This window comes from Actinoplanes cyaneus (genome assembly GCF_016862095.1).
GTDB classification, from domain to species: Bacteria; Actinomycetota; Actinomycetes; order Mycobacteriales; family Micromonosporaceae; genus Actinoplanes; species Actinoplanes cyaneus.
Map to the genome: position 1 here is coordinate 201,827 of NZ_BOMH01000007.1, position 20,843 is coordinate 222,669.

22 protein-coding genes are annotated in these 20,843 nt (G+C 69.7%); 13 read left to right on the top strand and 9 right to left on the bottom strand.

The genetic code is table 11. The annotated features are described in order from the left end of the window. Positions 1-183 precede the first annotated feature (183 nt). Genes Acy02nite_RS05255 through Acy02nite_RS05265 form a run of 3 tightly spaced genes read left to right on the top strand, consistent with a single transcriptional unit; the run spans position 184 to position 2,781 of the window. Complete coding sequence (locus Acy02nite_RS05255; protein WP_203738643.1) at positions 184-1,044, top strand: ABC transporter permease; 861 nt, start codon at positions 184-186, stop codon at positions 1,042-1,044. Beyond that, positions 1,037-1,837 carry an ABC transporter permease gene (locus Acy02nite_RS05260; protein ID WP_203738644.1) on the top strand — a complete coding sequence of 267 codons (801 nt, stop codon included), beginning with the start codon at positions 1,037-1,039 and terminating at the stop codon, positions 1,835-1,837. Before Acy02nite_RS05255 ends, Acy02nite_RS05260 begins: the two co-directional genes overlap by 8 nt. Beyond that, positions 1,834-2,781 carry an ABC transporter ATP-binding protein gene (locus tag Acy02nite_RS05265; protein ID WP_203738645.1) on the top strand — a complete coding sequence of 316 codons (948 nt, stop codon included), beginning with the start codon at positions 1,834-1,836 and terminating at the stop codon, positions 2,779-2,781. The genes Acy02nite_RS05260 and Acy02nite_RS05265 overlap by 4 nt, the downstream gene beginning before the upstream one ends. Positions 2,782-3,060: 279 nt before the next feature. Here the strand turns inward: Acy02nite_RS05265 and Acy02nite_RS05270 are convergent, their stop codons facing one another. The 3 genes from Acy02nite_RS05270 to nadA form a co-directional block, all read right to left on the bottom strand. After that, positions 3,061-3,681 carry a DUF3043 domain-containing protein gene (locus tag Acy02nite_RS05270; RefSeq protein WP_203738646.1) on the bottom strand — a complete coding sequence of 207 codons (621 nt, stop codon included), beginning with the start codon at positions 3,679-3,681 and terminating at the stop codon, positions 3,061-3,063. Between the two features lie 67 nt (positions 3,682-3,748). Then, the gene (murA, locus tag Acy02nite_RS05275; RefSeq protein WP_425548252.1) at positions 3,749-5,152 is read right to left on the bottom strand and encodes a UDP-N-acetylglucosamine 1-carboxyvinyltransferase; all 1,404 of its coding nucleotides are present in this window, start codon (positions 5,150-5,152) and stop codon (positions 3,749-3,751) included. A gap of 138 nt (positions 5,153-5,290) precedes the next feature. Continuing rightward, on the bottom strand, positions 5,291-6,460 hold the full coding sequence (gene nadA / locus Acy02nite_RS05280; protein WP_203738647.1) for a quinolinate synthase NadA: 1,170 nt from the start codon (positions 6,458-6,460) through the stop codon (positions 5,291-5,293). 57 nt (positions 6,461-6,517) lie between these two features. Here nadA and Acy02nite_RS05285 point away from each other — a divergent pair, with 57 nt between their 5' ends. The 4 genes from Acy02nite_RS05285 (at position 6,518) to Acy02nite_RS05300 (ending at position 9,690) form a co-directional block, all read left to right on the top strand. Continuing rightward, a complete protein-coding gene (locus Acy02nite_RS05285) occupies positions 6,518-7,624 on the top strand; it encodes a glycerate kinase family protein (RefSeq protein ID WP_203738648.1) in 1,107 nt (368 codons plus the stop codon). Positions 7,625-7,713: 89 nt separating this feature from the next. Further along, positions 7,714-8,082, top strand: a complete 369-nt coding sequence (gene erpA / locus Acy02nite_RS05290) for an iron-sulfur cluster insertion protein ErpA (protein WP_203738649.1) — start codon at positions 7,714-7,716, stop codon at positions 8,080-8,082. A gap of 112 nt (positions 8,083-8,194) precedes the next feature. Beyond that, positions 8,195-9,172, top strand: a complete 978-nt coding sequence (locus Acy02nite_RS05295) for a carbohydrate kinase family protein (RefSeq protein WP_203738650.1) — start codon at positions 8,195-8,197, stop codon at positions 9,170-9,172. Positions 9,173-9,189: 17 nt separating this feature from the next. Next, positions 9,190-9,690: a P-loop nucleotide/nucleoside kinase family protein gene (locus Acy02nite_RS05300; protein ID WP_203738651.1), complete on the top strand. Its 501-nt coding sequence runs from the start codon at positions 9,190-9,192 to the stop codon at positions 9,688-9,690. On the opposite strand, the gene Acy02nite_RS05305 is transcribed toward Acy02nite_RS05300, so the two are convergent. Beyond that, positions 9,683-9,892, bottom strand: a complete 210-nt coding sequence (locus tag Acy02nite_RS05305; RefSeq protein WP_203738853.1) for a sulfurtransferase TusA family protein — start codon at positions 9,890-9,892, stop codon at positions 9,683-9,685. The genes Acy02nite_RS05300 and Acy02nite_RS05305 overlap by 8 nt on opposite strands. After that, the gene (locus tag Acy02nite_RS05310; protein ID WP_203738854.1) at positions 9,889-10,995 is read right to left on the bottom strand and encodes a cysteine desulfurase family protein; all 1,107 of its coding nucleotides are present in this window, start codon (positions 10,993-10,995) and stop codon (positions 9,889-9,891) included. Before Acy02nite_RS05310 ends, Acy02nite_RS05305 begins: the two co-directional genes overlap by 4 nt. A 201-nt stretch (positions 10,996-11,196) precedes the next feature. On the opposite strand from Acy02nite_RS05310, the gene ctaC reads away from it, so the two are divergent. Both ctaC and Acy02nite_RS05320 read left to right on the top strand, forming a co-directional pair. Next, positions 11,197-12,126 carry an aa3-type cytochrome oxidase subunit II gene (gene ctaC, locus Acy02nite_RS05315; RefSeq protein ID WP_438820861.1) on the top strand — a complete coding sequence of 310 codons (930 nt, stop codon included), beginning with the start codon at positions 11,197-11,199 and terminating at the stop codon, positions 12,124-12,126. Between the two features lie 9 nt (positions 12,127-12,135). Continuing rightward, complete coding sequence (locus Acy02nite_RS05320) at positions 12,136-12,606, top strand: cytochrome c oxidase subunit 4 (protein WP_203738652.1); 471 nt, start codon at positions 12,136-12,138, stop codon at positions 12,604-12,606. 541 nt (positions 12,607-13,147) lie between these two features. Here the strand turns inward: Acy02nite_RS05320 and Acy02nite_RS05325 are convergent. The 4 genes from Acy02nite_RS05325 to Acy02nite_RS05340 all read right to left on the bottom strand — a co-directional run bounded on the left by Acy02nite_RS05325 (position 13,148) and on the right by Acy02nite_RS05340 (position 16,323). Beyond that, positions 13,148-13,360 carry a hypothetical protein gene (locus Acy02nite_RS05325; protein WP_203738653.1) on the bottom strand — a complete coding sequence of 71 codons (213 nt, stop codon included), beginning with the start codon at positions 13,358-13,360 and terminating at the stop codon, positions 13,148-13,150. 435 nt (positions 13,361-13,795) lie between these two features. Continuing rightward, complete coding sequence (gene trpD, locus Acy02nite_RS05330) at positions 13,796-14,854, bottom strand: anthranilate phosphoribosyltransferase (protein ID WP_203738654.1); 1,059 nt, start codon at positions 14,852-14,854, stop codon at positions 13,796-13,798. A 37-nt stretch (positions 14,855-14,891) separates the two neighbouring features. Beyond that, positions 14,892-15,326: a DNA-binding transcriptional response regulator gene (locus Acy02nite_RS05335; protein ID WP_203738655.1), complete on the bottom strand. Its 435-nt coding sequence runs from the start codon at positions 15,324-15,326 to the stop codon at positions 14,892-14,894. Positions 15,327-15,375: 49 nt separating this feature from the next. Next, positions 15,376-16,323: a cytochrome c oxidase assembly protein gene (locus Acy02nite_RS05340; protein WP_203738856.1), complete on the bottom strand. Its 948-nt coding sequence runs from the start codon at positions 16,321-16,323 to the stop codon at positions 15,376-15,378. Between the two features lie 124 nt (positions 16,324-16,447). Here Acy02nite_RS05340 and ctaE point away from each other — a divergent pair, with 124 nt between their 5' ends. Genes ctaE through qcrB form a run of 4 tightly spaced genes read left to right on the top strand, consistent with a single transcriptional unit; the run spans position 16,448 to position 20,637 of the window. Then, a complete protein-coding gene (ctaE, locus tag Acy02nite_RS05345) occupies positions 16,448-17,044 on the top strand; it encodes an aa3-type cytochrome oxidase subunit III (protein WP_203738656.1) in 597 nt (198 codons plus the stop codon). Positions 17,045-17,093: 49 nt separating this feature from the next. Continuing rightward, on the top strand, positions 17,094-17,942 hold the full coding sequence (qcrC, locus tag Acy02nite_RS05350) for a cytochrome bc1 complex diheme cytochrome c subunit (protein ID WP_203738657.1): 849 nt from the start codon (positions 17,094-17,096) through the stop codon (positions 17,940-17,942). Next, the gene (gene qcrA / locus Acy02nite_RS05355; protein WP_203738658.1) at positions 17,939-19,039 is read left to right on the top strand and encodes a cytochrome bc1 complex Rieske iron-sulfur subunit; all 1,101 of its coding nucleotides are present in this window, start codon (positions 17,939-17,941) and stop codon (positions 19,037-19,039) included. Before qcrC ends, qcrA begins: the two co-directional genes overlap by 4 nt. Continuing rightward, entirely contained in the window at positions 19,036-20,637 is a 1,602-nt protein-coding gene (qcrB, locus tag Acy02nite_RS05360; RefSeq protein ID WP_203738659.1) for a cytochrome bc1 complex cytochrome b subunit, read from the top strand. Before qcrA ends, qcrB begins: the two co-directional genes overlap by 4 nt. Positions 20,638-20,843: the final 206 nt, after the last annotated feature.

Genomic DNA, 20,843 nt, shown 5'->3' on the forward strand with positions numbered 1-20,843 from the left:
CGTCGTCCCAGCCTTCGCCGCCCGGGCGGGAGCTCCAACCGTTCATCGGGCGACCCGGCCCGGCGATTGGCAACGCTCCGTCACGGCGAACTCCAGGGTGTCAAGAAATCGAGCCGTCGCCGACCGGTGACCCGGGTACAGTCTCCCGGCTCACTGCGGGTTGGTGGAAAGGAGAGTAGCTGCGTGGCCGGGAAGGACGCCAGCGTGCTCACGATCTCTCCGGATGGTCCGTTGCGCGGCTGGATTACTACTTTCGGTGCACTGGCCGGGTCGGGTTTCCGGCGGTACACCACCTATCGTCAGGCCACCATAGCCGGAACGTTCACCAATGTGGTCTTCGGCTACCTGCGGTGCTATGTGCTGCTCGCGGTGGCGGCGAGCGCGCTCGGCGGCCGGCCGGGTGGCTACGACGCGGAGCAACTCGCCACGTACGTGTGGTTCGGTCAAGGACTACTCAGCGTGGTCCTGCTGTGGGGCTGGGCGGAGCTCGCCGAACGTATCCGGACGGGCGACGTCGCTGCCGATCTGTTACGTCCGGTGTCCCCGCTGACCGCCTATCTGGCCGCTGACCTGGGCCGTGCCGCGCACGCGATGCTCACCCGGTTCGTCGTGCCGGTCGTGGTCGGCGCCCTGTGCTTCCCGCTACATCTGCCGCAGCGCTGGACGACGGTCCCGTTGTTCCTGGTGTCGGTGCTGCTCGCGGTCGTGGTCAGCTTCGGTTGCCGCTATCTGGTGAATGCGACGGCCTACTGGCTGCACGACGCGCGCGGCCCGATCCTGCTGTGGGTGCTCGGCGCCGGGGTGCTGGGCGGCCTCTACTTCCCGCTGCGGCTGCTGCCGCACGAGCTGGCGCTGACGTTGTGGCTGGCCACGCCGATGCCGAGCATCCTGCAGACGCCGCTGGACGTGGCCGCCGAGCGGGACGGGCTCGCCCTGCAGGCGGGGCTGGTCGCGCTCCAAGCCGTCTGGGCGGTCGCGCTTCTGGCCCTGGCCTGGTTCGTGCAGAAACGTGCCGAGCGCCGCCTGGTGGTGCAGGGTGGGTGAGTTCCGGGCGTACGTGGCGCTCGCCGGCGCCCAGGCGCGGTCGGCGTTCTCCTACCGGGTGTCGTTCCTGATCGAGATGGTCGTCAACGTCGGCGCGACCTTCTTCGACGTGCTCTCCGTGCTCGTGCTGTTCCGCGCGACGGACCGGATCGGCGGTTTCGCGTTGCCGGAGGCGCTGCTGGTGACCAGCCTGACGTCGGCCGGGTTCTCGCTGGCCGACTTCGTCGTCGGGAACGTGGACCGGCTCAAGACGTACGTCCGCGCCGGAACCCTGGACGCGGTGCTGGTCCGCCCGCTCGGCGTGCTGCCGCAGCTGCTGCTCATGGACCTGCCGATGCGCAAGGTGCTGCGGGTGATCTTCGGCCTGACCATGCTCGGCGTCGCGCTCGGCCTCAACGACATCGACTGGACCCCGTCCCGAGTGGTGTTGATCACCCTCGCGCCGCTGTCCTGTGCCGTGTTCATGAGCGCCATCTTCGTGATCAGCGCGAGCCTCGCGTTCTGGTGGGTCGAGTCGGGGGAGATCGGGAGCGCGTTCACCTATGGCGGGCGCGACTTCGCGTCCTATCCGATCACCGTCTACGGCCCGGCGTTCCGCGGCCTTTTCGCGTACGCGCTCGGTTTCGCCTTCGTCTCCTATCAGCCGGCCCTGGCCCTTCTCGGCCACGCCGATCCGCTCGGTCTCCCGGCCTGGGCCGGGTTCGCCTCGCCACTGGTCGCGCTCGGCGCGGCCACCATCGCCGCGATCATGTGGCGCGTCGGCATCCGTCAATACAGGAGCACCGGTTCATGATCAAGACCAAGGACCTGAGAAAAGACTTCGCCGTACGGGTCAAGAGCGGCCGTTTCCGCAGGGAGAAACGCGTCGTCGAGGCGGTCGCCGGAGTCTCGCTGAGCATCGGGGCCGGCGAGATGGTCGGCTACATCGGGCCGAACGGCGCCGGGAAGTCCACCACCCTGAAGATGCTGACCGGCGTGCTCTCCCCGTCCGGCGGCGAGGTGGAGGTGTGCGGCCTGCGCCCGGTTCCGCAGCGCACGAAGCTGGCCCTGCGCATCGGCGTGGTGTTCGGGCAGCGCTCCCAACTCTGGTGGGACCTGCCGCTGCACGAGTCGTTCGCCCTGCTCCGCCACATCTACCGGGTGCCGGCCGCGGAGCACCGGGAACGGCTGCGCCGCTGCCGTGAGCTGCTCGATCTCGACGACTTCCTGGACACCCCGGTCCGCCAGCTCTCCCTCGGTCAGCGGATGCGCGGGGAGCTCACGGCGGCGCTGCTGCACGGCCCGCGGGTCCTGTTCCTGGACGAGCCCACGATCGGCCTGGACGTGGTCAGCAAGCAGGCGGTCCGCTCGTTCCTGGCCGAGCTCGGCGCGACCGGCGACGTCACGCTCGTCCTGACCACGCACGACCTGGCCGACATCGAGCGCCTCTGCGAGCGCCTCGTCGTGATCGACCACGGCCGGGTGGTGCACGACGGGACGATCGAGGCGCTGCACGCCCGTTACGGTTCCCGCCGCAGCCTGGTGGCCGACCTCTCGTCCCCGCTCCCGCCCGGTTTCGAGCTGCCCGGCGCCACGCTGATCGGCGTCGAGGCCGACCGGCACCGCGTCACGTTCGCGCTGGACGGCGTGACCGCGGGCGCCGCGGTCGCCGACCTGGTGGCGGCCGTCCCCATCCGGGACCTGTCCGTGGTCGAGCCCGACATCGAGGACGTCGTAGCCCGCCTCTACGCCGGCTGACCCCCCGCCCACCGTCCCCAGCTGGCCCTCAGGGGTGCTTCTGGGCCGGGATGCACCCGCGAGCACCAGCCGGCTTGCCACGCCTGGTGCCGGCTGGCGCTGAGGGTTGTTTCCGGGCCGGGATACAACCCTGAGTGCCAGCCGGGCCTGCCACGTGCCGGCCGGGTCTGCGGTGCGCCGCGGCCCGTGGCGGGGCCTGCTCACGACGTACCGGAGCAGGGTCTTGAAAAGGGTGAAGCCCCGGCACGCAGGGCGCCGGGGCTTCGGGAAAGCTCTGGTTCAGATCTTCGCGCCGAGCTCGACCTTCGGCTTCGGGACGCGCATCCGGCGGAACGTCAGCGCCCGCATGATCCCGTAGAGGTAGAGCGACCCCATCCGCTGACCGGTCTCCGGGAAGCGGGCCTTCACGACCTTCTTGATCCGCTGCGAGATGAAGATGCTGTCCACCACCACGGCCAGCGCGAGCAGCGCCCACAGCACGTTGCTGGCGAGCTGGACGGCCTGGAGCCGGACCACCGACCCGACCATCACGATCACCGCGCCGGCGATGAAGAACGACCCGACGGTGCGCCGTGAGTCGACGATGTCGCGGACCAGCGAGCGCTCCGGGCCGCGGTCGCGGGCCAGCAGGTAACGCTCGTCACCGTTGCGCATGCCCTCGGAGGCCTGCGCCCGCTCGGTGCGCTGCCTCTCGCGCATCAGCTTGGCCGCCTCTTTGCGGTCGGCCGGCACCGCCTCCACCCGGCGGCCCTGCGGGGCGCGCTTCGGTGTGACCACACCCAGCTCTTTCTTGCTGGGCGTGTAGTTCTTGCGGCGGTTGTCGGCCGACGTCTCCTCGGTTACCGAGGAGGTGGCGTCTTCGACGAGGTCGGCAGCCTTGCGGCGAAACAGCGGGGACACGACACGAGCGTAGCCAAACGGCGCGGTGTGTCACACACCGCGCCGTTGATCGAGACGTAATCGCAGCTCAGGGACGCTCGACGTGAGCGCCCAGGGCGGCCAGCTTCTGCTCGAAGTCCTCGTAGCCCCGCTTGATCAGGTTCACGCCGTAGACCCGCGACGTGCCCTCGGCGGCCAGCGCCGCGATCAGGTGCGCGAAGCCGGCCCGCAGGTCGGGGATGACCAGGTCGGCCGCGTGCAGCTTGGACGGGCCGGCGATGACCGCGGAGTGCATGAAGTTGCGGCGGCCGAACCGGCACGGGGTGCCGCCGAGGCAGTCCCGGTAGACCTGGATGGTCGCGCCCATCGAGTTGAGCGCCTCGGTGTAGCCGAGCCGCTGCTCGTACACCGTCTCGTGCACGATCGAGATGCCGCGCGCCTGGGTCAGGGCGACGACCAGGGGCTGCTGCCAGTCGGTCATGAAGCCCGGGTGCACGTCGGTCTCCAGCGCCACGGCCTTGAGTTCGGTGCCGGGGTGCCAGAACTTGATGCCGCCCTCGGCGCCGGACACGCCCGGCCGCGCGACGCGGTCGTCAGTGATCTTCAGCTCGCCGCCGATGTTCCGGTAGACGTTCAGGAACGTCATCATGTCGGCCTGCCGGGCGCCGATCACCTCGATCTCGCCACGGGTGGCGAGCGCGGCGGCGGCCCAGCTGGCGGCCTCGATCCGGTCCGGGATCGGCTTGTGCTCGTAGCCGTACAGACGGGGCACGCCTTGGATCTCGATCATCCGGTCGGTGTGCACCGTGATGATCGCGCCCATCTTCTGCAGGATGCAGATCAGGTCGATGATCTCCGGCTCGATCGCGGCGTTGCGCAGCTCGGTGACGCCCTCCGCGCGGACCGCGGTGAGCAGCACCTGCTCGGTGGCGCCGACGCTCGGGTAGGGCAGCTCCAGCTTGGCGCCGTGCAACCCGTTCGGGGCGCTCAGGTGCATGCCCTCGGGCGTCTTGTCGACGACCGCGCCGAACTCGCGCAGCGCCTTGATGTGGAAGTCGATCGGCCGCGGGCCGATGTGGCAGCCACCGAGGTCCGGGATGAACGCGTGGCCGAGCCGGTGCAGCAGCGGGCCGCAGAGCAGGATCGGGATCCGGCTGGAGCCGGCGTGCACGTTGATCTCGTCGGTGCTGGCGCTCTCCACGTTCGTGGGGTCCATGACCAGCTCGCCGTCCTCGGCGCCGTCACTGACCTTGACGCCGTGCAGTTCGAGCAGGCCGCGGACGACCTCGACGTCGCGGATGCGCGGGACGTCGAACAACCGGCTCGGCGTTTCGCCGAGCAGGGCGGCGACCATCGCCTTGGAGACGAGGTTCTTGGCGCCACGGACCCGGATCTGTCCTTGCAACGGCGTGCCGCCGTGCACGATCAGGACATCGTCGGTCAACGTAACCTCCAGCCGGCGGGCGCTCAGCGCCCGGTGATCGAGGGGCAGGAACTCGGGCGGGGGTACCCGTTTCTGCAACCGGGGAAGCATAGCGCTGAGTGACAAGTTCGCCAGTCCTGGCGTGGCGGAGAAACGAAGTAGCCGGGCAATTACCCAACGGTACGGGTATTGCCCGGCTACGGAGCGTTACGGCAAGGCGAGCATCTGATCAAGCGCGACACGGGCCTCGTGCGCGGTCTTCTCGTCGACCTTGATCACGTTCGGCACGCGACCGGCGACCAGTTCCTCCAAGGTCCACACCAGATGGGGGAGGTCGATCCGGTTCATCGTCGAGCAGTAGCAGACCGTCCGGTCGAGGAACATGATCTGCTTGTCCGGGTGGGCCAGGGCCATCCGGCGCACCAGGTTCAGCTCGGTGCCGACCGCCCAGGCCGAGCCGGCGGGCGCGGCGTCGAGCGCCTTGATGATGTACTCCGTCGAGCCGACGTAGTCCGCCGCGCGCACCACGTCGTGCCGGCACTCCGGGTGGACCAGCACGTTCACGCCCGGCACCCGCTCACGGACCTCACGGACGCTGTCGATGGTGAACCGGCCGTGCACCGAGCAGTGCCCGCGCCACAGGATCATCCGCGCGTTCCGCAGCTGCTCGCCGGTGAGGCCGCCGTTCGGCTTGTGCGGGTCGTAGAGCACGCAGTCGTCCAGGTCGAAGCCCATCTCCAGCACCGCGGTGTTGCGGCCCAGGTGCTGGTCGGGCAGGAAGAAGACCTTGGAGCCCTGCTCGAACGACCAGGTCAGCGCGCGGTTGGCGTTCGACGAGGTGCAGACCACGCCCTTGTTGCGGCCGACGAAACCCTTGATGTCGGCCGACGAGTTCATGTAGGTCACCGGCACGATGTCGTTCGCGATGCCCAGGTCCTGGAAGTGCTCCCAGGCGGTCTCCACCTGGCCCAGCACGGCCATGTCCGCCATCGAGCAGCCGGCCGCCAGGTCGGGCAGGATCACCTGCTGCTCGGGCTTGGTCAGGATGTCCGCGCTCTCGGCCATGAAGTGCACGCCGCAGAAGACGATGAACTCCGCCTCCGGGCGGGCCGCGGCCTGCTGGGCCAGCTTGAACGAGTCACCGGTGACATCGGCGAACTGGATCACCTCGTCACGCTGGTAGTGATGCCCCAGCACGAACACCCGGTCGCCGAGCGCGGCCTTGGCCGCCGTCGCGCGGGCGACCAGATCGGGGTCGCTGGGGGCCGGCAGATCGCCGGGGCAGTCCACGCCCCGCTCGCTCGCCGGGTCGGTGCCCTTGCCGAGAAGCAGCAGGGCAACGGGGGTGTTTCCGGGTTCGGTCCAGGTCGACGTCACGAGATTCATCGTTGCACAGGGGCTGAGAAGGCTGCTGTGTGCTGCCACACTCCTGGAGTGCGCGTACTGATCTGTCCGGACAAGTTCGCCGGTACCCTGTCTGCCCCCGAAGTCGCCCGAGCCGTCGCCGATGGGTGGTCCGTCCCTGCCGACGAGCTGGTGCTGCGCCCGCTCGCGGACGGCGGCCCCGGCTTCGTCGAGGTGCTCGCCACCGCGCTGCCGGGCAGCCGGATCCCGGTGCGGACCGTCGACCCGCTCGGTCGGCCGGCGCTCGGGGAGATCCTGCACGCCGGCGGGGTCGCCTACGTCGAGAGCGCTCAGGCCTGCGGCCTGCACCTGCTGACGACCGAGGAGCGCAACCCCAACACGACCACCTCGTACGGCCTGGGCCTGCTCCTGGCCGCGGCGGTCGAGACCGGGGCCTCGCAGGTGGTGGTCGGCCTGGGCGGCTCGGCCGTGAACGACGCGGGCGCCGGCATGCTCGCCGCGCTGGGTGCCGCCCCCGTCGACGCGGCGGGGTACGCGCTTCCCTACGGCGGCGCCCCGCTGATCACCGCGGCGGCGCTCGGCGGCGTCCCGCAACTGCGTCAGGTCACCCTGGTCGCGGCCACCGACGTGGACAACCCGCTGACCGGCCTGCACGGCGCCAGCAACGTCTTCGGCCCGCAGAAGGGCGCGACCCGCGACGACGTGCTCCGGCTGGACGCCGCGCTGGAGCACTTCTCCGGCGTACTGGAGAAGGCTTTCGGTGTCGAAGATCTCGCGGCGCGGCCCGGTGCGGGCGCGGCCGGCGGTCTCGGGGCCGCCCTGATCGCGCTCGGAGCGCAGGTGGCCTCGGGGATCGGCCTGGTCGGCAACCTGATCGGGCTGGACCGCGAGCTGGACGCGGCGGATCTGGTGATCACCGGCGAGGGCAGTTTCGACCACCAGTCGCTGCGCGGGAAGGTGGTGGCCGGGATCGCCGCCGGCGCGCGCGACCGTGGCCTGCCGTGCGTGGTGCTGGCCGGGCGCAACGAGACCGGGCACCGGGAGGCGTCGGCGGCCGGGGTGACCGAGACGCACACGCTCGTGGAGCATTTCGGCTCGGTCGATCAGGCGATGGCCGAACCCGCACGCGGCCTGCGGGAACTCTCCGAGCGGATCGCGCGCCAGTGGTCGAGGTGATCTGTGACCCGCCGAGATTGGGAATCTCCCGGAATGGGGTTAGCGTTGCCTGGTACGGCACATGACCGCACCTGGCAGGGAGATACCTAGTGACCACTGAAGCGCACACCGAGTCGACCGAGGCGACCGCCCCGACCGGCGTCATCTTGACCGACGTCGCGGCTGTGAAGGTCAAGGCCCTGATCGAGCAGGAAGGGCGCGACGACCTGCGCCTGCGTATTGCCGTACAGCCCGGTGGCTGCTCCGGCCTGCGCTACCAGCTCTTCTTCGACGAGCGTTCGCTCGACGGCGACGTCGTGAGCGACTTCGACGGGGTCGAGGTCGTGGTGGACCGGATGTCCTCGCCGTACCTGGCGGGCGCCACCATCGACTTCGCGGACCGGATCGACGCGCAGGGCTTCACGATCGACAACCCGAACGCGCAGAACTCCTGCGCCTGTGGTGACTCGTTCCACTGATCCAGCATTTCTCGGTAACAGGCCGTCCCGTTCACGGGGCGGCCTGTTCCATGTAACCGCCCGGTAGGCTCTAGCCGTAACGACCCCTGATTCCCCAACTTTGAGGGCCGCCATGAAGATCGCCGTCACCGGCTCGATCGCCACCGACCACCTGATGCACTTCCCGGGCCGGTTCGCCGACCAGCTCATCGCCGACCAACTGCACAAGGTCTCGCTCTCGTTCCTCGTCGACGACCTGGTCGTGCGCCGGGGCGGCATCGCCCCCAACATCGCGTTCGGGATGGGCAAGCTCGGTCTGCGGCCGATCCTGGTGGGCGCGGTCGGCGCCGACTTCGCCGACTACCGGTCCTGGCTCGAGCGGCACGGGGTGGACTGCGACTCGGTGCACGTGAGCGACGTGGCGCACACCGCCCGGTTCGTCTGCACCACCGACGACGACCTGAACCAGATCGCCTCGTTCTACGCCGGCGCGATGTCCGAGGCCCGCAACATCGAGCTGGCCCCGGTCGTCGAGCGTCTCGGCGGCATCGACCTGGTCCTGATCAGCGCCAACGACCCGGCCGCCATGATCCGTCACTCGCAGGAGTGCCGCACCCGGGGCTACAAGTTCGCCGCCGACCCGTCGCAGCAGCTGGCCCGGGTCGACGGGTCGGACGTGCTGAGCCTGATCCGCGGCGCGGAGTACCTGCTCTGCAACGAGTACGAGCGCTCCCTGCTGGAGTCCAAGTCCGGCCTCACCTCGGACCAGGTGCTCGACGAGGTCAAGATCCGGGTCACCACGCTCGGCAAGGACGGCGTGGAGATCACCGGCAAGGGCATCGAGCGCATCCACGTGCCGGTCGTCCCGGACGTGCTCGGCGAGGACCCGACCGGTGTCGGCGACGGCTTCCGGGCCGGCTTCTTCTCCGGCCTGTCCTGGGGTCTCGGGCTGGAGCGCTCCGCCCAGGTCGGCTCGCTGGTCGCCGCGCTGGTCCTGGAGACCGTCGGAACCCAGGAGTACGACGTCCGGCCCTCCGAGTTCGTCAAGCGGTTCACCGCGGCGTACGGGGAAGCGGCCGCCGCCGAGATCACCCCGCATCTGCCGGCCTGAGGGTAGAAACTCCAACCATGGTTCTAGCCGTTTTTGCCGGCCTGCCCGGGGTCGGCAAGAGCACGCTGGCCGGCGCTGTCGCGACCGAGCTGCCGGCCGCCGTGCTCGCCGTCGACATCGTCGACTTCACCCTCCAGCGGTACGGCGTGCAGGAGTCCCGGCCGGGCCACGCGGCGTACGGGGTGGTCGCCGCCCTCGCCGAGGAGCAGCTCAGGATCGGCCACCACGTGATCATCGACGCGGTGAACCCGGTCAAGGCGGCCCGCGAGCTGTGGGTCGATCTCGCCGAGCGGATGGCGGTGCCGTTGCGCGTGGTCGAGGTCGTCTGCGGCGACGACACCGAGCACCGGCGCCGGGTCGAGGCCCGCTACGAGACCCGGGACCACGACGGGGTCCCGGACTGGGTGCGCGTGCTGGAGCGCCAGTCGGAGTACGAGCCGTATCTGGGGCCGCGCCTGGTCGTCGACACGTACCTGGCCAAGGATCCGATCCCCCAGGTGGTCAGCTACCTCAGCTGACCCGGCGCACGTCGAACGTGTGGCCGTGGCCGGCGACGAACTCCTGCCCCTTCATCCGGCACCAGGCGGGAATGTCGTTGGCCGCGGCCGGATCGTCAGCGAGCACCCGCACGACCCCGCCGATCGCCACCCCCGGCATCGCCCGGGCCAGCTTGATGATCGGAAGCGGACACTTCTGCCCGAGGCAGTCCAGCGTGATCAGAGCCCGGCCTCCTTCCGGATCTCCGCGACCAGGGCGGGCAGCACCGCCAGGAAGCGCTCCACCTCCGCCTCGGTGACCCCGGAGTGCAGCGAGACCCGCACGTTGCCGTGGCTGAGCACGCCCATCGCCTCCAGCACGTGACTCGGCCGCAGCGTCGACGACGTGCACGACGAGCCGGACGAGACCGCGAACCCGTGCCGGTCCAGCGCGTGCAGCAGCGCCTCACCGTCCACGTAGAGGCAGCTGAAGGTCACCAGGTGGGGGAGCCGGCCGACCGGGTCCCCGACGATCTCGACGTCCTCCACGGTGGCCGCGACCCGCTCGCGGATGCGGTCGACGAGCGCGCTCAGGCGTACCGCCTCGGCCTGCGCCCCGGCGGTCACCGCCCGCAGGCTCGCCGCCGCCGCCACGATCGCCGGCAGGTCGGCCGCGCCCTGCGCGCCGGGGCGATAAAGATCATCCTGCGGGGACGGTGAGATCCATCGCACCCCTTTGCGCACCACCAGCACGCCCACGCCGGGCGGCCCGCCCCACTTGTGCGCGCTCGCGCTCAGCAACGACCAGCCGGGCGGCACCGGGACCCGGCCGACCGACTGGGCGGCGTCGACGAACAGCGGCACCCCGGATTCCGCGCAGTATTCCGCGGCGGCGGCCACCGGCTGGATCGTGCCGACCTCGTGACTGGCGCTGATCAGGCTCGCCAGCGCGACCCCGGGACCGGCGACCGCGGTGGACCAGGCGTCCAGGTCGAGGCGGCCCAGCCGGTCCACACCCACCTCACGGGCCTCAGCCGTCCCGGCGGCGTGCAGCACTGTGGAGTGCTCGATCGCCGAATGGACCAGGACACGGCCCGCGCGCTTGCGCCCGGCCAGGCCGCCGAGCACCGCTGCCTGCGCCGCGGCGGTGCCGGAGGGCCAGAAGGAGAGCTCGTCCGTCCGGACCCCCAGGATCTCGGCGACCACCGCGGAGGCTGCCTCGCGCAGCTGCTGGGCCCGCCGGCCGGCCGCGTAGAGGCGGGACGGGTCGGCCCAGCCGTCGGCGAGCGCCGCGAGCAGGGCCTCCCGGGCCACCGGATGCAGCGGCGCGGCGCTGGCCGCGTCCATGTAGACCGCCGGATCGCCTGTGTAATCCACACAGGGAACGGTATCGTCCGGTTGACCGGTGTTTCTTCGAGGACCTTGGCGTGAGCCCCCCGGTGGCGGGTAGCCCGCTCCTGGTCGAGTAGTGTGCGACCGTCGGTGAGCCTTGCCGCCAGGTGTCCGGTTTCGGCAGGGCGGGCGGCGCTGCTAAGGAGGCAGAAGCAGGTGGGCGCAAGGAGTTCGGCCACACGGCCGCGGGCGATTGGCCGGGCGGCCGGGCTGGGTCTCGGTGGCGCGCTGCTGCTGGCGATGCTCGCCGGGTGCTCGGTGGAGGACGTCGGGAGCAAGTTCGGCCACTTCGGATGGCCCGGCCCGGGTGTGAGCCTTCAGGCGCACAAGATGTACGACCTGTGGATCGCCTCGGTGATCGCCGCGCTGATCGTCGGCGTGGGCGTCTGGGGCCTGATCTTCTGGTGCATCATCCGGTATCGCAAGCGCGGCGAAGAGCTGCCCGTGCAGACCCGGTTCAACATGCCGATGGAGGTCCTCTACACGGTCACGCCGGTGCTGATCGTCGCGGTGCTCTTCTACTACACGGCGATCGTGCAGACCGACGTGGACAAGCTGTCGAGGAACCCTGATCAGATCGTCGAGATCAAGGCGTTCAAGTGGAACTGGCAGTTCAACTACCGCGACGGCATGGGTAAGGACGCGAACACTGTCGCGTCCACCATCGGCTCGTCGGACGTGATCCCGATCCTGGTCGTCCCGACCCACGAGAAGATCCGTTTCGAGGAGACCAGCGCCGACGTCATCCACTCGTTCTGGGTGCCGGAGCTGCTGTTCAAGCGGGACGTCATGCCGGGCAAGATCCGGAACGTCTTCGAGGTGACCCTCGACAAGGAGGGCCGGTACGTCGGCCGGTGCGCGGAGCTCTGCGGGACGTACCACGCGTTCATGAACTTCGAGATGGTCGCGACGACGCCGGAGAAGTTCGACCAGTTCCTCGCCGCGAAGAAGGCCGGCAAGTCGACTCAGGACGCGCTGACCGCCATCGGCGAGCAGCCGTACTCGACGAAGACCCAGCCGTTCGACACCCGCCGCGGCACGCACAGCTGGAACCAGGGCGACTCGAACGTCGCCGCGGGGAAGTAGGGGACTGACATGCGTACCGAATACAAGATCTTCCTGGGTGTCGCCCTGTTCCTCTTCGGCGCGGCCGCGGTCTACGGCATCTACACCGGCGCGACCGCTCCCACCGGCGGCGACGGCGGCGAGAGCATCAACGCCAGCTTCGAGGGCGGCGTCGAGTGGGTCGGCACTGTCGCGCTGATCCTTTCCGGTCTGCTCTGCTCGATGTGTGGCGGCTTCTTCTGGTTCGTCGCCCGCCGCATCGACCTGCGCCCGGAGGACCGTGAGGACGGCGAGATCGCCGAGGGCGCCGGCGAGCTGGGCTTCTTCAGCCCCGGGTCGTACTGGCCGTTCGGCATCGCGCTCTCGGCCGCGGTCGCCGGCCTGGGCCTGGTCTTCTGGATGTGGTGGCTGCTCGCCTTCGGCCTGGTCGCGGTGATCTTCACGGCGTGCGGCATGCTCTTCGAGTACTACTCCAGCACCCGGCAGCCCGCCGAGCACTGACCCTCAGCTTCACCGCGAAGCCCGCGCCTCCACCCGGAGACGCGGGCTTCGTCCCTTTCCGCGGGCCCCTGCGTCCCCACCGCCACGACGAAGATCACATGCTTTCTTGCCTACGTCCGCTGTGGTCCTTCTGCGCTGCTCCCGCGGGGACCCTTGCGGGCTTCGCAGGCCGCTGGCGCGGCCAGAACGCAAAGCCCTCCAGGGCGATCTCCGTGGCTGGTCCCGGTCAGAGCAGCAAACCCGCCCACGGCCAGGCCCTCCCGCACAGTCCCGCCCGGACAAGCCCGCGACGAGGCCGATGGGCACGGCAGCGACGCGCTCACGGCCCCGGCTGGTGCTCATGGCTGTTATGAGGCACGAATAACAGCCATGAGCACCAGCTGAAGACCGTGAGCCGCGGCCGGGCCTGGAGTGGGGGCGAGCCTTGCGGGCGCGGCTGAGTGGCGCCGGGCCTGGAGTGGGGCCAGCCTTGCGGGCGCGGCTGAGTGGCGTCGGCACCTGAGCCCTGCGGATCGGCGGGGCCGGGTCGGGCGGGGCTGGGTCAGGCGGCGGCGGTGCGCTGCTGAGGGGCGATCCGGCGCGGACGGTCCTTGGGCTCCATCCACAGGTGCACGACGATCGGGGCCACCACCTCGGCCGCGCCGCAGCGGGTGCAGACCAGTTCGGGGCAGTCGTCGTGACCGTCCTCGCAGGGCGGCGTCTCGAAGAGCATGTCGCCGTCGCAGATGACGCAGCGCTGTTCGCGTTCGTGCACGGGCTTCTCCTTCGTTCGGAAGGTGGGATTACCCGAATGTCCTTCAAACGCTGTCACGTCCACCGGCGGATGCCGAGCATCACCGGCGGCGTGTTGCGGTCTTTTTCAGGATTTTTCAGCAGGTAGTGCCCCAGTCACTCCCCGCAATCCCACCCTGCGGCTGATGTCGCGGGGATGTGTCCGGGCCGTCGTGGCACCCCTGAGTGCCAGCCGAGACCTGGCGGCTGGTGCTGAGGGGTGTGTCCGGGCCGTGAAGGCGGCTCTGAGCGCCAGCGGATGGTGGACCAGGGGTGTGTCGCGGGAGCGGCCGTGAGCGCCGGCTGAAACCCGTGATCCCCGGGGCCGTCCGGCGGTCAGGGAGTGCCGGGCGCGGCTGGACCCGGGGTGACGGGCGGGTGCGGACGGGCGGCGCCGCCCGCGTACGCCAAATGGGGTCTATTCGGCTTTCTTGGCGGCCTGCGCGGCAGCGACCCACCGCTCCAGCAGCGCGGTCGTCGCCCCCGAGTCGATCGCCTCGGCGGCCCGCGCGATGCCGGCCCGCAGAGTGTCCCGGAAGTCGCCGGGGAAGCCGCTGCGAGCCGCGAACGCCGCGGCCGCGTTGACCAGCACGGCGTCGCGGACCGGCCCGTGCTCGCCGGCGAACACGCGCCGGGCGACGTCCGCGTTGAAGGCCACGTCGCCGCCGCGCAGGTCGGACGGCTGGCTGCGGGCCAGGCCGACCTCGGTCGCGTCGACGAGAAGCTCCTCGACCTTGCCGTCGCGGGCGATCCAGACCCGGGTCGGCGCCGCGGTGGTGAACTCGTCCAGCCCGTCCTCACCGCGCATGACCAGGGCGGAGTCGCCGCGCAGGGCGAACACCTCGGCCATCACCGGCGCCATCCGCGGCTCGAAGCAGCCGACCGCGGCGGCGGTGGGCCGGGCCGGGTTGGTCAGCGGGCCGAGCATGTTGAAGAACGTGGGAACGCCCAGCTCGCGCCGGGTCACCGCGGCGTGCCGCATGCCGGGGTGGTAGCGGGCGGCGAAGCAGAACCCGATGCCGGCCTCCGCGACCGTCCGGTTCACCCCGGCGGGGCCCAGGTCAAGCGGGATCCCGAAGTGCTCCAGCAGGTCGGCGGTGCCCGTGGTGGACGACGCCGACCGGTTGCCGTGCTTGACGACGATGACCCCGGCGGAGGCGGTGACGATCGCCGCCATGGTGGAGATGTTCACCGTGTTGGCCCGGTCGCCCCCGGTGCCGACCACGTCGACCGCCGAGGTGCGGACCTCGGCGGGCAGTTCCACCAGGGTGGCGTTGGCGAGCATCGCCTGGACCAGGCCGGCCAGCTCGGCCGGCGTCTCGCCCTTGGCCCGCAGGGCCACGGCGAAACCGGCGATCTGGGCCGGCGTGGCGTTGCCCGCCATGATCTCGCCCATCGCCCACGCCGTGTCCGTGGTGGCGAGCTCCTCGCCGCGGAGCAGGGACATGGTCAGATTGGGCCAGGTGCGTGCGCCCATGGCGGGGCCTCCGTCGGGGGGTGTCAGTGCAGAGCGGTCAGGTGCGGGGCAGGGCGCCCAGCGGCACCGCGCCCGCCTTGCGGTCGCGGAGCAGTCGCGCCACCGTCTGACCGGCGGTGACCGGGTCGAGCGGGGCGAGCAGGGTCGCGTCGACCTGCGAGAACGCCGCCAGCCAGCGGTCCGCCGCGCGGGCGATCACGACGCAGGTGGCCGGCGGGTCCTGATACTCGTCCTTGGTCTGACGGGCGATGCCGAGCCCGCCGGCGGGGGTCGCCTCACCGTCGAGCACCATCAGGTCGATCTCGTAGTCGTCGAGCAGCCGCCGACACTCCTCCCACGAGGAGGCGTCGGTGAACTCGATGGAGAGGTCGGCCGCCGGACGCGGGCCGATGGCCAGCCGGATCCGGTCGCGGACCGCGGCGTCGTCGCTGTATAGCAGAACCGTGAACTGAGTAGCGCCTGTGTCGCTCATCTTTGTGCCCCACTTCACCTCGGAGGTCCCACGGATCGTATCGGATCTGTTATCCGGCGTCCGGGTCCGGTCGGGGGGCTTTCTCTCCGGCCGTGGCGGCGGCCGCGTCCTGCATCTCCTGCCGGTCCAGCGCACGGTCGATCCGCCGGGCCTCCCGCTCCGACTGGCGGATCCACTGGACCACCAGGATGCCGAGCATGGTGACGCTGACGATCTCGCCGCCGGCCCAGAGGATGCCGCCCGCCGTGACCTGGTCGCTGTGCGGGTCCATCCAGCTCAGGTGCAGGTTCGGGTACCAGTCGCCGCCCAGCAGGTCCGTGGCTTGCATGATCGTCAGCCCGAGCACGGTGTGGAACGGCACCGACAGCACCATCAGCAACGCTCGCCCCGGGTAGGGCCAGCGGTTCGGCAGCGGGTCGAGCCCGAGCAGCGGCCAGAAGAACAGACATCCGGTGATCAGGAAGTGGATGTGGATGAACTCGTGGAGCCACGCGTGCTCCAAGGTCTGCCGGTACAACGGCGTGAAGTAGAGCACGAACGGGTTCGCGATGAAGAGTCCGAACGCGACCAGCGGGAACGTCAGCACCCGCACGTACCGGCTGTGGACCACTGCCAGCAGCACCTTGCGCGGCTGACCGTGCAGGACGCGCAGGGCCAGAGTGGTCGGCGCGCCCAGGGCCAGGAAGATCGGCCCCACCATGGACAGCACCATGTGCTGGACCATGTGCACGGAGATCAGCGTGGTGTCGTACGCCTCGATGCCGGTCACCGACACCGCCGCGATCGAACCGAGTCCACCCGCGAGGAACGCGACGGTCCGCCCGGCCGGCCACTCGTCACCGCGCTGCCGCAGGCGCTGCACCCCGTACAGGTACAGCGCCGCCGACACCAGCAGTCCCACGGCGATCAGGCTGACCAGGTGGAAGTGCGTGAAGATCGCGGCCGCCGTGAACGGCGGAAGTTCAGTATCCCCGGCGGCGTCCGCCAGCGGGGGCATTTCGACTGACTGCACCCCTCGAAGCTAGACCTACCGGCTGGTCACCGAAGATTCCGGGCTGCACACAGTGCCGGATTAGGGACCCCGCCTGACCTTGGAGCTACCGCGGGGGAATAATGAGCCCGTGACAGCGGCAGCCATCGACAAGAGCCGGATCCACTCGCTCACTCGGCCGAACATGGTCAGCGTCGGGACGATCGTGTGGCTCTCCAGCGAGCTCATGTTCTTCGCGGCGTTGTTCGCCATGTACTTCTCCATTCGCGCGGCGGCGCCCGAGATGTGGGCTGAGCACACCAAAGAGCTCAACATCCCGTACGCCACGACGTTCACGACGATCCTGGTGCTCTCCTCGGTGACCTGCCAGCTGGGCGTCTTCGCGGCGGAGAAGGGTGACGTGTTCGCGCTGCGGCGCTGGTTCACGATCACCTTCGTGATGGGCCTGATCTTCGTGCTCGGCCAGGCGAACGAGTACCGCAACCTGGTCCACGAGGGCGTGAAGCTCAACGGTGACGGGTACGGCTCGATGTTCTACCTGACCACCGGGTTCCACGGTCTGCACGTGACGGGCGGTCTCGTCGCCTTCATCGTCTACATGATCCGTACGACCATGGGGCGCTTCACCCCGGCCCAGGCGACGTCCGCGATCGTCGTGTCCTACTACTGGCACTTCGTGGATGTGGTCTGGATCGCGCTGTACGCCATGATCTATTGGCTTAAGTGAACGCCGCAATCCGCTGAGCTTCAGGTTCAAACCAGAGGGACATAAGCCCATGACTTCTGACACCCCCGCCCGCAGGCGCGCCCGGGTGTTCTCCCGGCGCCGCGGCGCGCCCAGCCGGGCACGCCGGCGGATCGGCGCGGCGGTGCGCATGCTCGCGGCGCTCGCGCTCGCCGGCGGCGTCTACACCGCCTTCGCGCCCGGTGCGTTCGCCGAGGACAACACCCAGCTCTCCACTGCCGCGCAGCAGGGCAAGGAACTGTTCGACCAAAGCTGCATCACCTGCCACGGGCGGGACGGGCAGGGTGTCACCGATCGTGGCCCCAGCCTGATCGGCGTCGGCTCCGCCTCGGTCGAGTTCCAGGTCGGCACCGGCCGTATGCCGATGACCCGCCAGGAGGCTCAGGCCGAGGAGAAGAAGCCGCAGTTCACTCCGGACGAGACCAAGCAGCTCGCGCAGTACATCCAGGAGATCGGCGGCGGCCCGGAGCTTCCGGCCGGTGACCTGACCGTGGACCTGAAGGAGAACCCCGAGGCGCTGGCCCGGGGCGGCGAGCTCTTCCGGGTCAACTGCACCTCCTGCCACAGCTTCACCGGTGCCGGCGGCGCTCTGTCGTCCGGGAAGTTCGCCCCGAGCCTGCACGACGTCACCGCCGAGCACATCTACGAGGCGATGCTGACGGGCCCGCAGAACATGCCGGTCTTCGGTGACAACCAGATCTCGCCGGACGAGAAGCGCGAGATCATCACGTACATCACGAAGCAGTTGCAGGAGAACAAGGACCCGGGCGGCATCTTCAACCTGGGTGGTTACGGTCCGGCGACCGAGGGCGTGGCGATCTTCCTGGTCGGCATCACCATCCTGGTCTTCACGTCGCTCTGGATTGCGGGGAAGTCATGACCACGGCGCACCACGGCGGGACCGGCACTCCGGTCGACGTGCACGATCCGAAGCTCACCCGCTTCGACATCGTGAAGGAGGGCCTGCGGCGCGACGACATCGAGATCGTCACGTACGAGTCGCAGTTCCAGGGGCCGAACTCCAAGGCCGAGAAGCGGATGGTCCGCAGCATCAGCCTGCTGTTCCTGATCGCCGGCCTGTTCGCGCTCGCCTTCCTGGTGTTCTACATCGTGTGGCCCTGGAAGTTCGAGATGGGTCACACCCGCAGCGACTACTACACCCCGATCCTGGGCGTGACCCTCGGCATCTCGCTGTTCGCGCTCGGCATCGCGATCCTCGCCTGGGCGAAGAAGCTGCTGCCGCACGAGCTCTCGATCCAGCAGCGCCACGGCGACCCGTCCAGCGACGAGGACCGGCTGATCACGGGCCAGACCGCGATGTACGTCGCGGACGAGCTCGGCGTGCAGCGGCGCCCGCTGCTCAAGGGCGCGATCGCGCTCGGCATGGCCCCGCTGGGGCTGGCCGCGGCGGCCCCGCTGGTCGGCGGTCTGATCAAGAACCCGCACGGCGACCCCGAGCCGATGATGTACCGCACCGGCTTCGACCCCGTGCCGAACGGGAACAAGCCGGTCCGGCTGTCCCGCGAGGACGGCTCGCCGATCCGCCCCGAGGACGTCAGCGCCGGCGGTCAGCTGACCGTCTACCCGGCCATCCCGGGCGGCGCGACGAACAAGTACGCGGACTCGCCGACCCTGCTGATCCACCTGCGTGCCGACGACGCGGCGACCGCGCGCGCGGCGGCCGACGGTGACAAGAACGGGCGCAACAAGGGTTCGATGTGGGGCAACTACGTCGCCTACTCGAAGATCTGCACCCACGCCGGCTGCCCCGCCAGCCTGTACGAGCAGCAGACCAACCGCCTGCTCTGCCCGTGCCACCAGTCGCAGTTCGACATCGTCGACAACGCGCAGCCGATCTTCGGTCCGGCTACCCGGCGTCTGCCGATGCTGCCGCTGTCGGTGGACGATGAAGGTTTCTTTGTGGCAACGTCTGACTTCAAGGACACTGTCGGACCCGACTTCTGGGAGCGGCCGTGAAACGCCGAAAGCTCGATCCAGCCGAGGCAACAGCCAACTTCGCCAAGGGCGCCGATGACCGCTTCCAGGCGGCCACCCCGCTCCGTGGTCTGCTGAACAAGGTCTTCCCTGACCACTGGTCGTTCCTGCTGGGCGAGATCGCGCTGTTCTCGTTCATCGTGCTCCTGCTCAGTGGCGTCTTCCTGACCCTCTTCTTCGACCCGTCGATGCAAGAGGTCGCGTATGACGGGTCGTACCTGGCGCTGCGCGGCACCGAGATGTCCTCGGCGTACGCGTCCTCCCTGCACCTCTCGTTCGAGGTGCGCGGTGGTCTGTTCATGCGCCAGATGCACCACTGGGCGGCGCTGCTGTTCATGGCGTCGATCATCGTGCACATGGCGCGTGTTTTCTTCACCGGCGCATTCCGGAAGCCGCGTGAGATCAACTGGGTGATCGGCGTCCTGCTGTTCCTGCTCGGGTTCTTCGCCGGCTTCACCGGTTACTCGCTGCCGGACGACGGCCTCTCCGGCACCGGTCTCCGCATCGCCTCCGCGATCATGCTGTCCCTCCCGGTCATCGGCACCTGGCTGTCCGCCGCGATCTTCGGCGGGGAGTACCCGGGCGAGCTGATCATCGGCCGGTTCTACATCGCGCACGTGCTGCTCATCCCGGGCATCCTGCTCGCGCTGATCAGCGTCCACCTGGGCATCGTGTTCAAGCAGAAGCACACCCAGTGGCCGGGCCCGATGCGGACCAACGAGAACGTCGTCGGCGAGCGGATGTTCCCGAGGTACGCGATGAAGCAGGGCGGCTTCTTCATGGCCGTCTTCGGTGTCATCGCGCTGATGGCCGGTCTCTTCCAGATCAACCCGATCTGGAACTTCGGGCCGTACCGGGCCGCCGAGGTCTCCTCCGCGTCCCAGCCCGACTGGTACGTCATGTTCATGGACGGCCTGGTCCGGCTGATGCCGAACTGGCAGATCTACTTCGGGCCGTACAGCCTGCCGCCGCTGTTCTGGCCGGCCGTCGTCGGCCTCGGCGCGCTGTTCACGCTGCCGATGGCCTACCCGTGGCTGGAAGCGCGGAAGCTGAAGGACACCAAGTCGCATCACCTGCTGCAGCGTCCCCGGGACAATCCGGAGCGCGTCGGCATCGGCATGATGGCCCTGTCGTTCTTCACCGTCGCGACCCTCTCCGGTGCCAACGACGTGATCGCCGACAAGTTCCACATCAGCCTGAACGCGATGACCTGGGCCGGCCGCATCGGCCTGCTGATCGTTCCGCCGATCGCGTACTACCTGTCGGTCCGGATCTGCCTCGGCCTGCAGCAGCACGACCGCGAGGTCCTCGCCCACGGCGTGGAGACGGGCATCATCAAGCGTCTGCCGAACGGGAAGTTCGTCGAGATCCACCAGCCGCTCGGCCCGGTGGACGACCACGGCCACCCGATCCCGCTGGAGTACCGCGGCTGGGTCGTGCCGAAGAAGATGAACAAGATCGGTGCGCTGGCGCCGGCCGTGAAGGGCTTCTTCTTCCCGGTCGAGAAGCCGGCCGAGGCTCCGGTCTCGCCTGCCCCGATCACCAGCTCCAAGCGCGAGGAAATCGGCTCCAAGCGCTGAGTGCGGTTCACGAGTGCGGCCCGTCGGCTTTGCCGGCGGGCCGCTTCGCTTTTCCTCACGGTCCGCCGTGCCCCATGCCGCCGATGCGGTGGTACGACCATGGCCCCGCCCGCCCGCCCGCCCGCCCGTCCGTCCGCCCGCTCGCCCGCTCGCCCGCGCTCGCCCGCCCGCGCCCGCTCGCAGGCCCGCCCGCGCTCGCCCGCCCG

What these genes read in the sequence shown, in the direction of transcription:
- trpD (WP_203738654.1), bottom strand. Translation starts at nt 14,854, where the DNA reads ATGGGCGCACGCACCTGGCCCAATCTGACCATGTCCCTGCTCCGCGGC.
- qcrC (WP_203738657.1), top strand. Translation starts at nt 17,094, where the DNA reads ATGACTTCTGACACCCCCGCCCGCAGGCGCGCCCGGGTGTTCTCCCGG.
- Acy02nite_RS05310 (WP_203738854.1), bottom strand. Translation starts at nt 10,995, where the DNA reads ATGGACGCGGCCAGCGCCGCGCCGCTGCATCCGGTGGCCCGGGAGGCC.
- Acy02nite_RS05295 (WP_203738650.1), top strand. Translation starts at nt 8,195, where the DNA reads ATGAAGATCGCCGTCACCGGCTCGATCGCCACCGACCACCTGATGCAC.
- Acy02nite_RS05300 (WP_203738651.1), top strand. Translation starts at nt 9,190, where the DNA reads ATGGTTCTAGCCGTTTTTGCCGGCCTGCCCGGGGTCGGCAAGAGCACG.
- Acy02nite_RS05265 (WP_203738645.1), top strand. Translation starts at nt 1,834, where the DNA reads ATGATCAAGACCAAGGACCTGAGAAAAGACTTCGCCGTACGGGTCAAG.
- qcrA (WP_203738658.1), top strand. Translation starts at nt 17,939, where the DNA reads ATGACCACGGCGCACCACGGCGGGACCGGCACTCCGGTCGACGTGCAC.
- Acy02nite_RS05340 (WP_203738856.1), bottom strand. Translation starts at nt 16,323, where the DNA reads ATGCCCCCGCTGGCGGACGCCGCCGGGGATACTGAACTTCCGCCGTTC.
- Acy02nite_RS05335 (WP_203738655.1), bottom strand. Translation starts at nt 15,326, where the DNA reads ATGAGCGACACAGGCGCTACTCAGTTCACGGTTCTGCTATACAGCGAC.
- Acy02nite_RS05320 (WP_203738652.1), top strand. Translation starts at nt 12,136, where the DNA reads ATGCGTACCGAATACAAGATCTTCCTGGGTGTCGCCCTGTTCCTCTTC.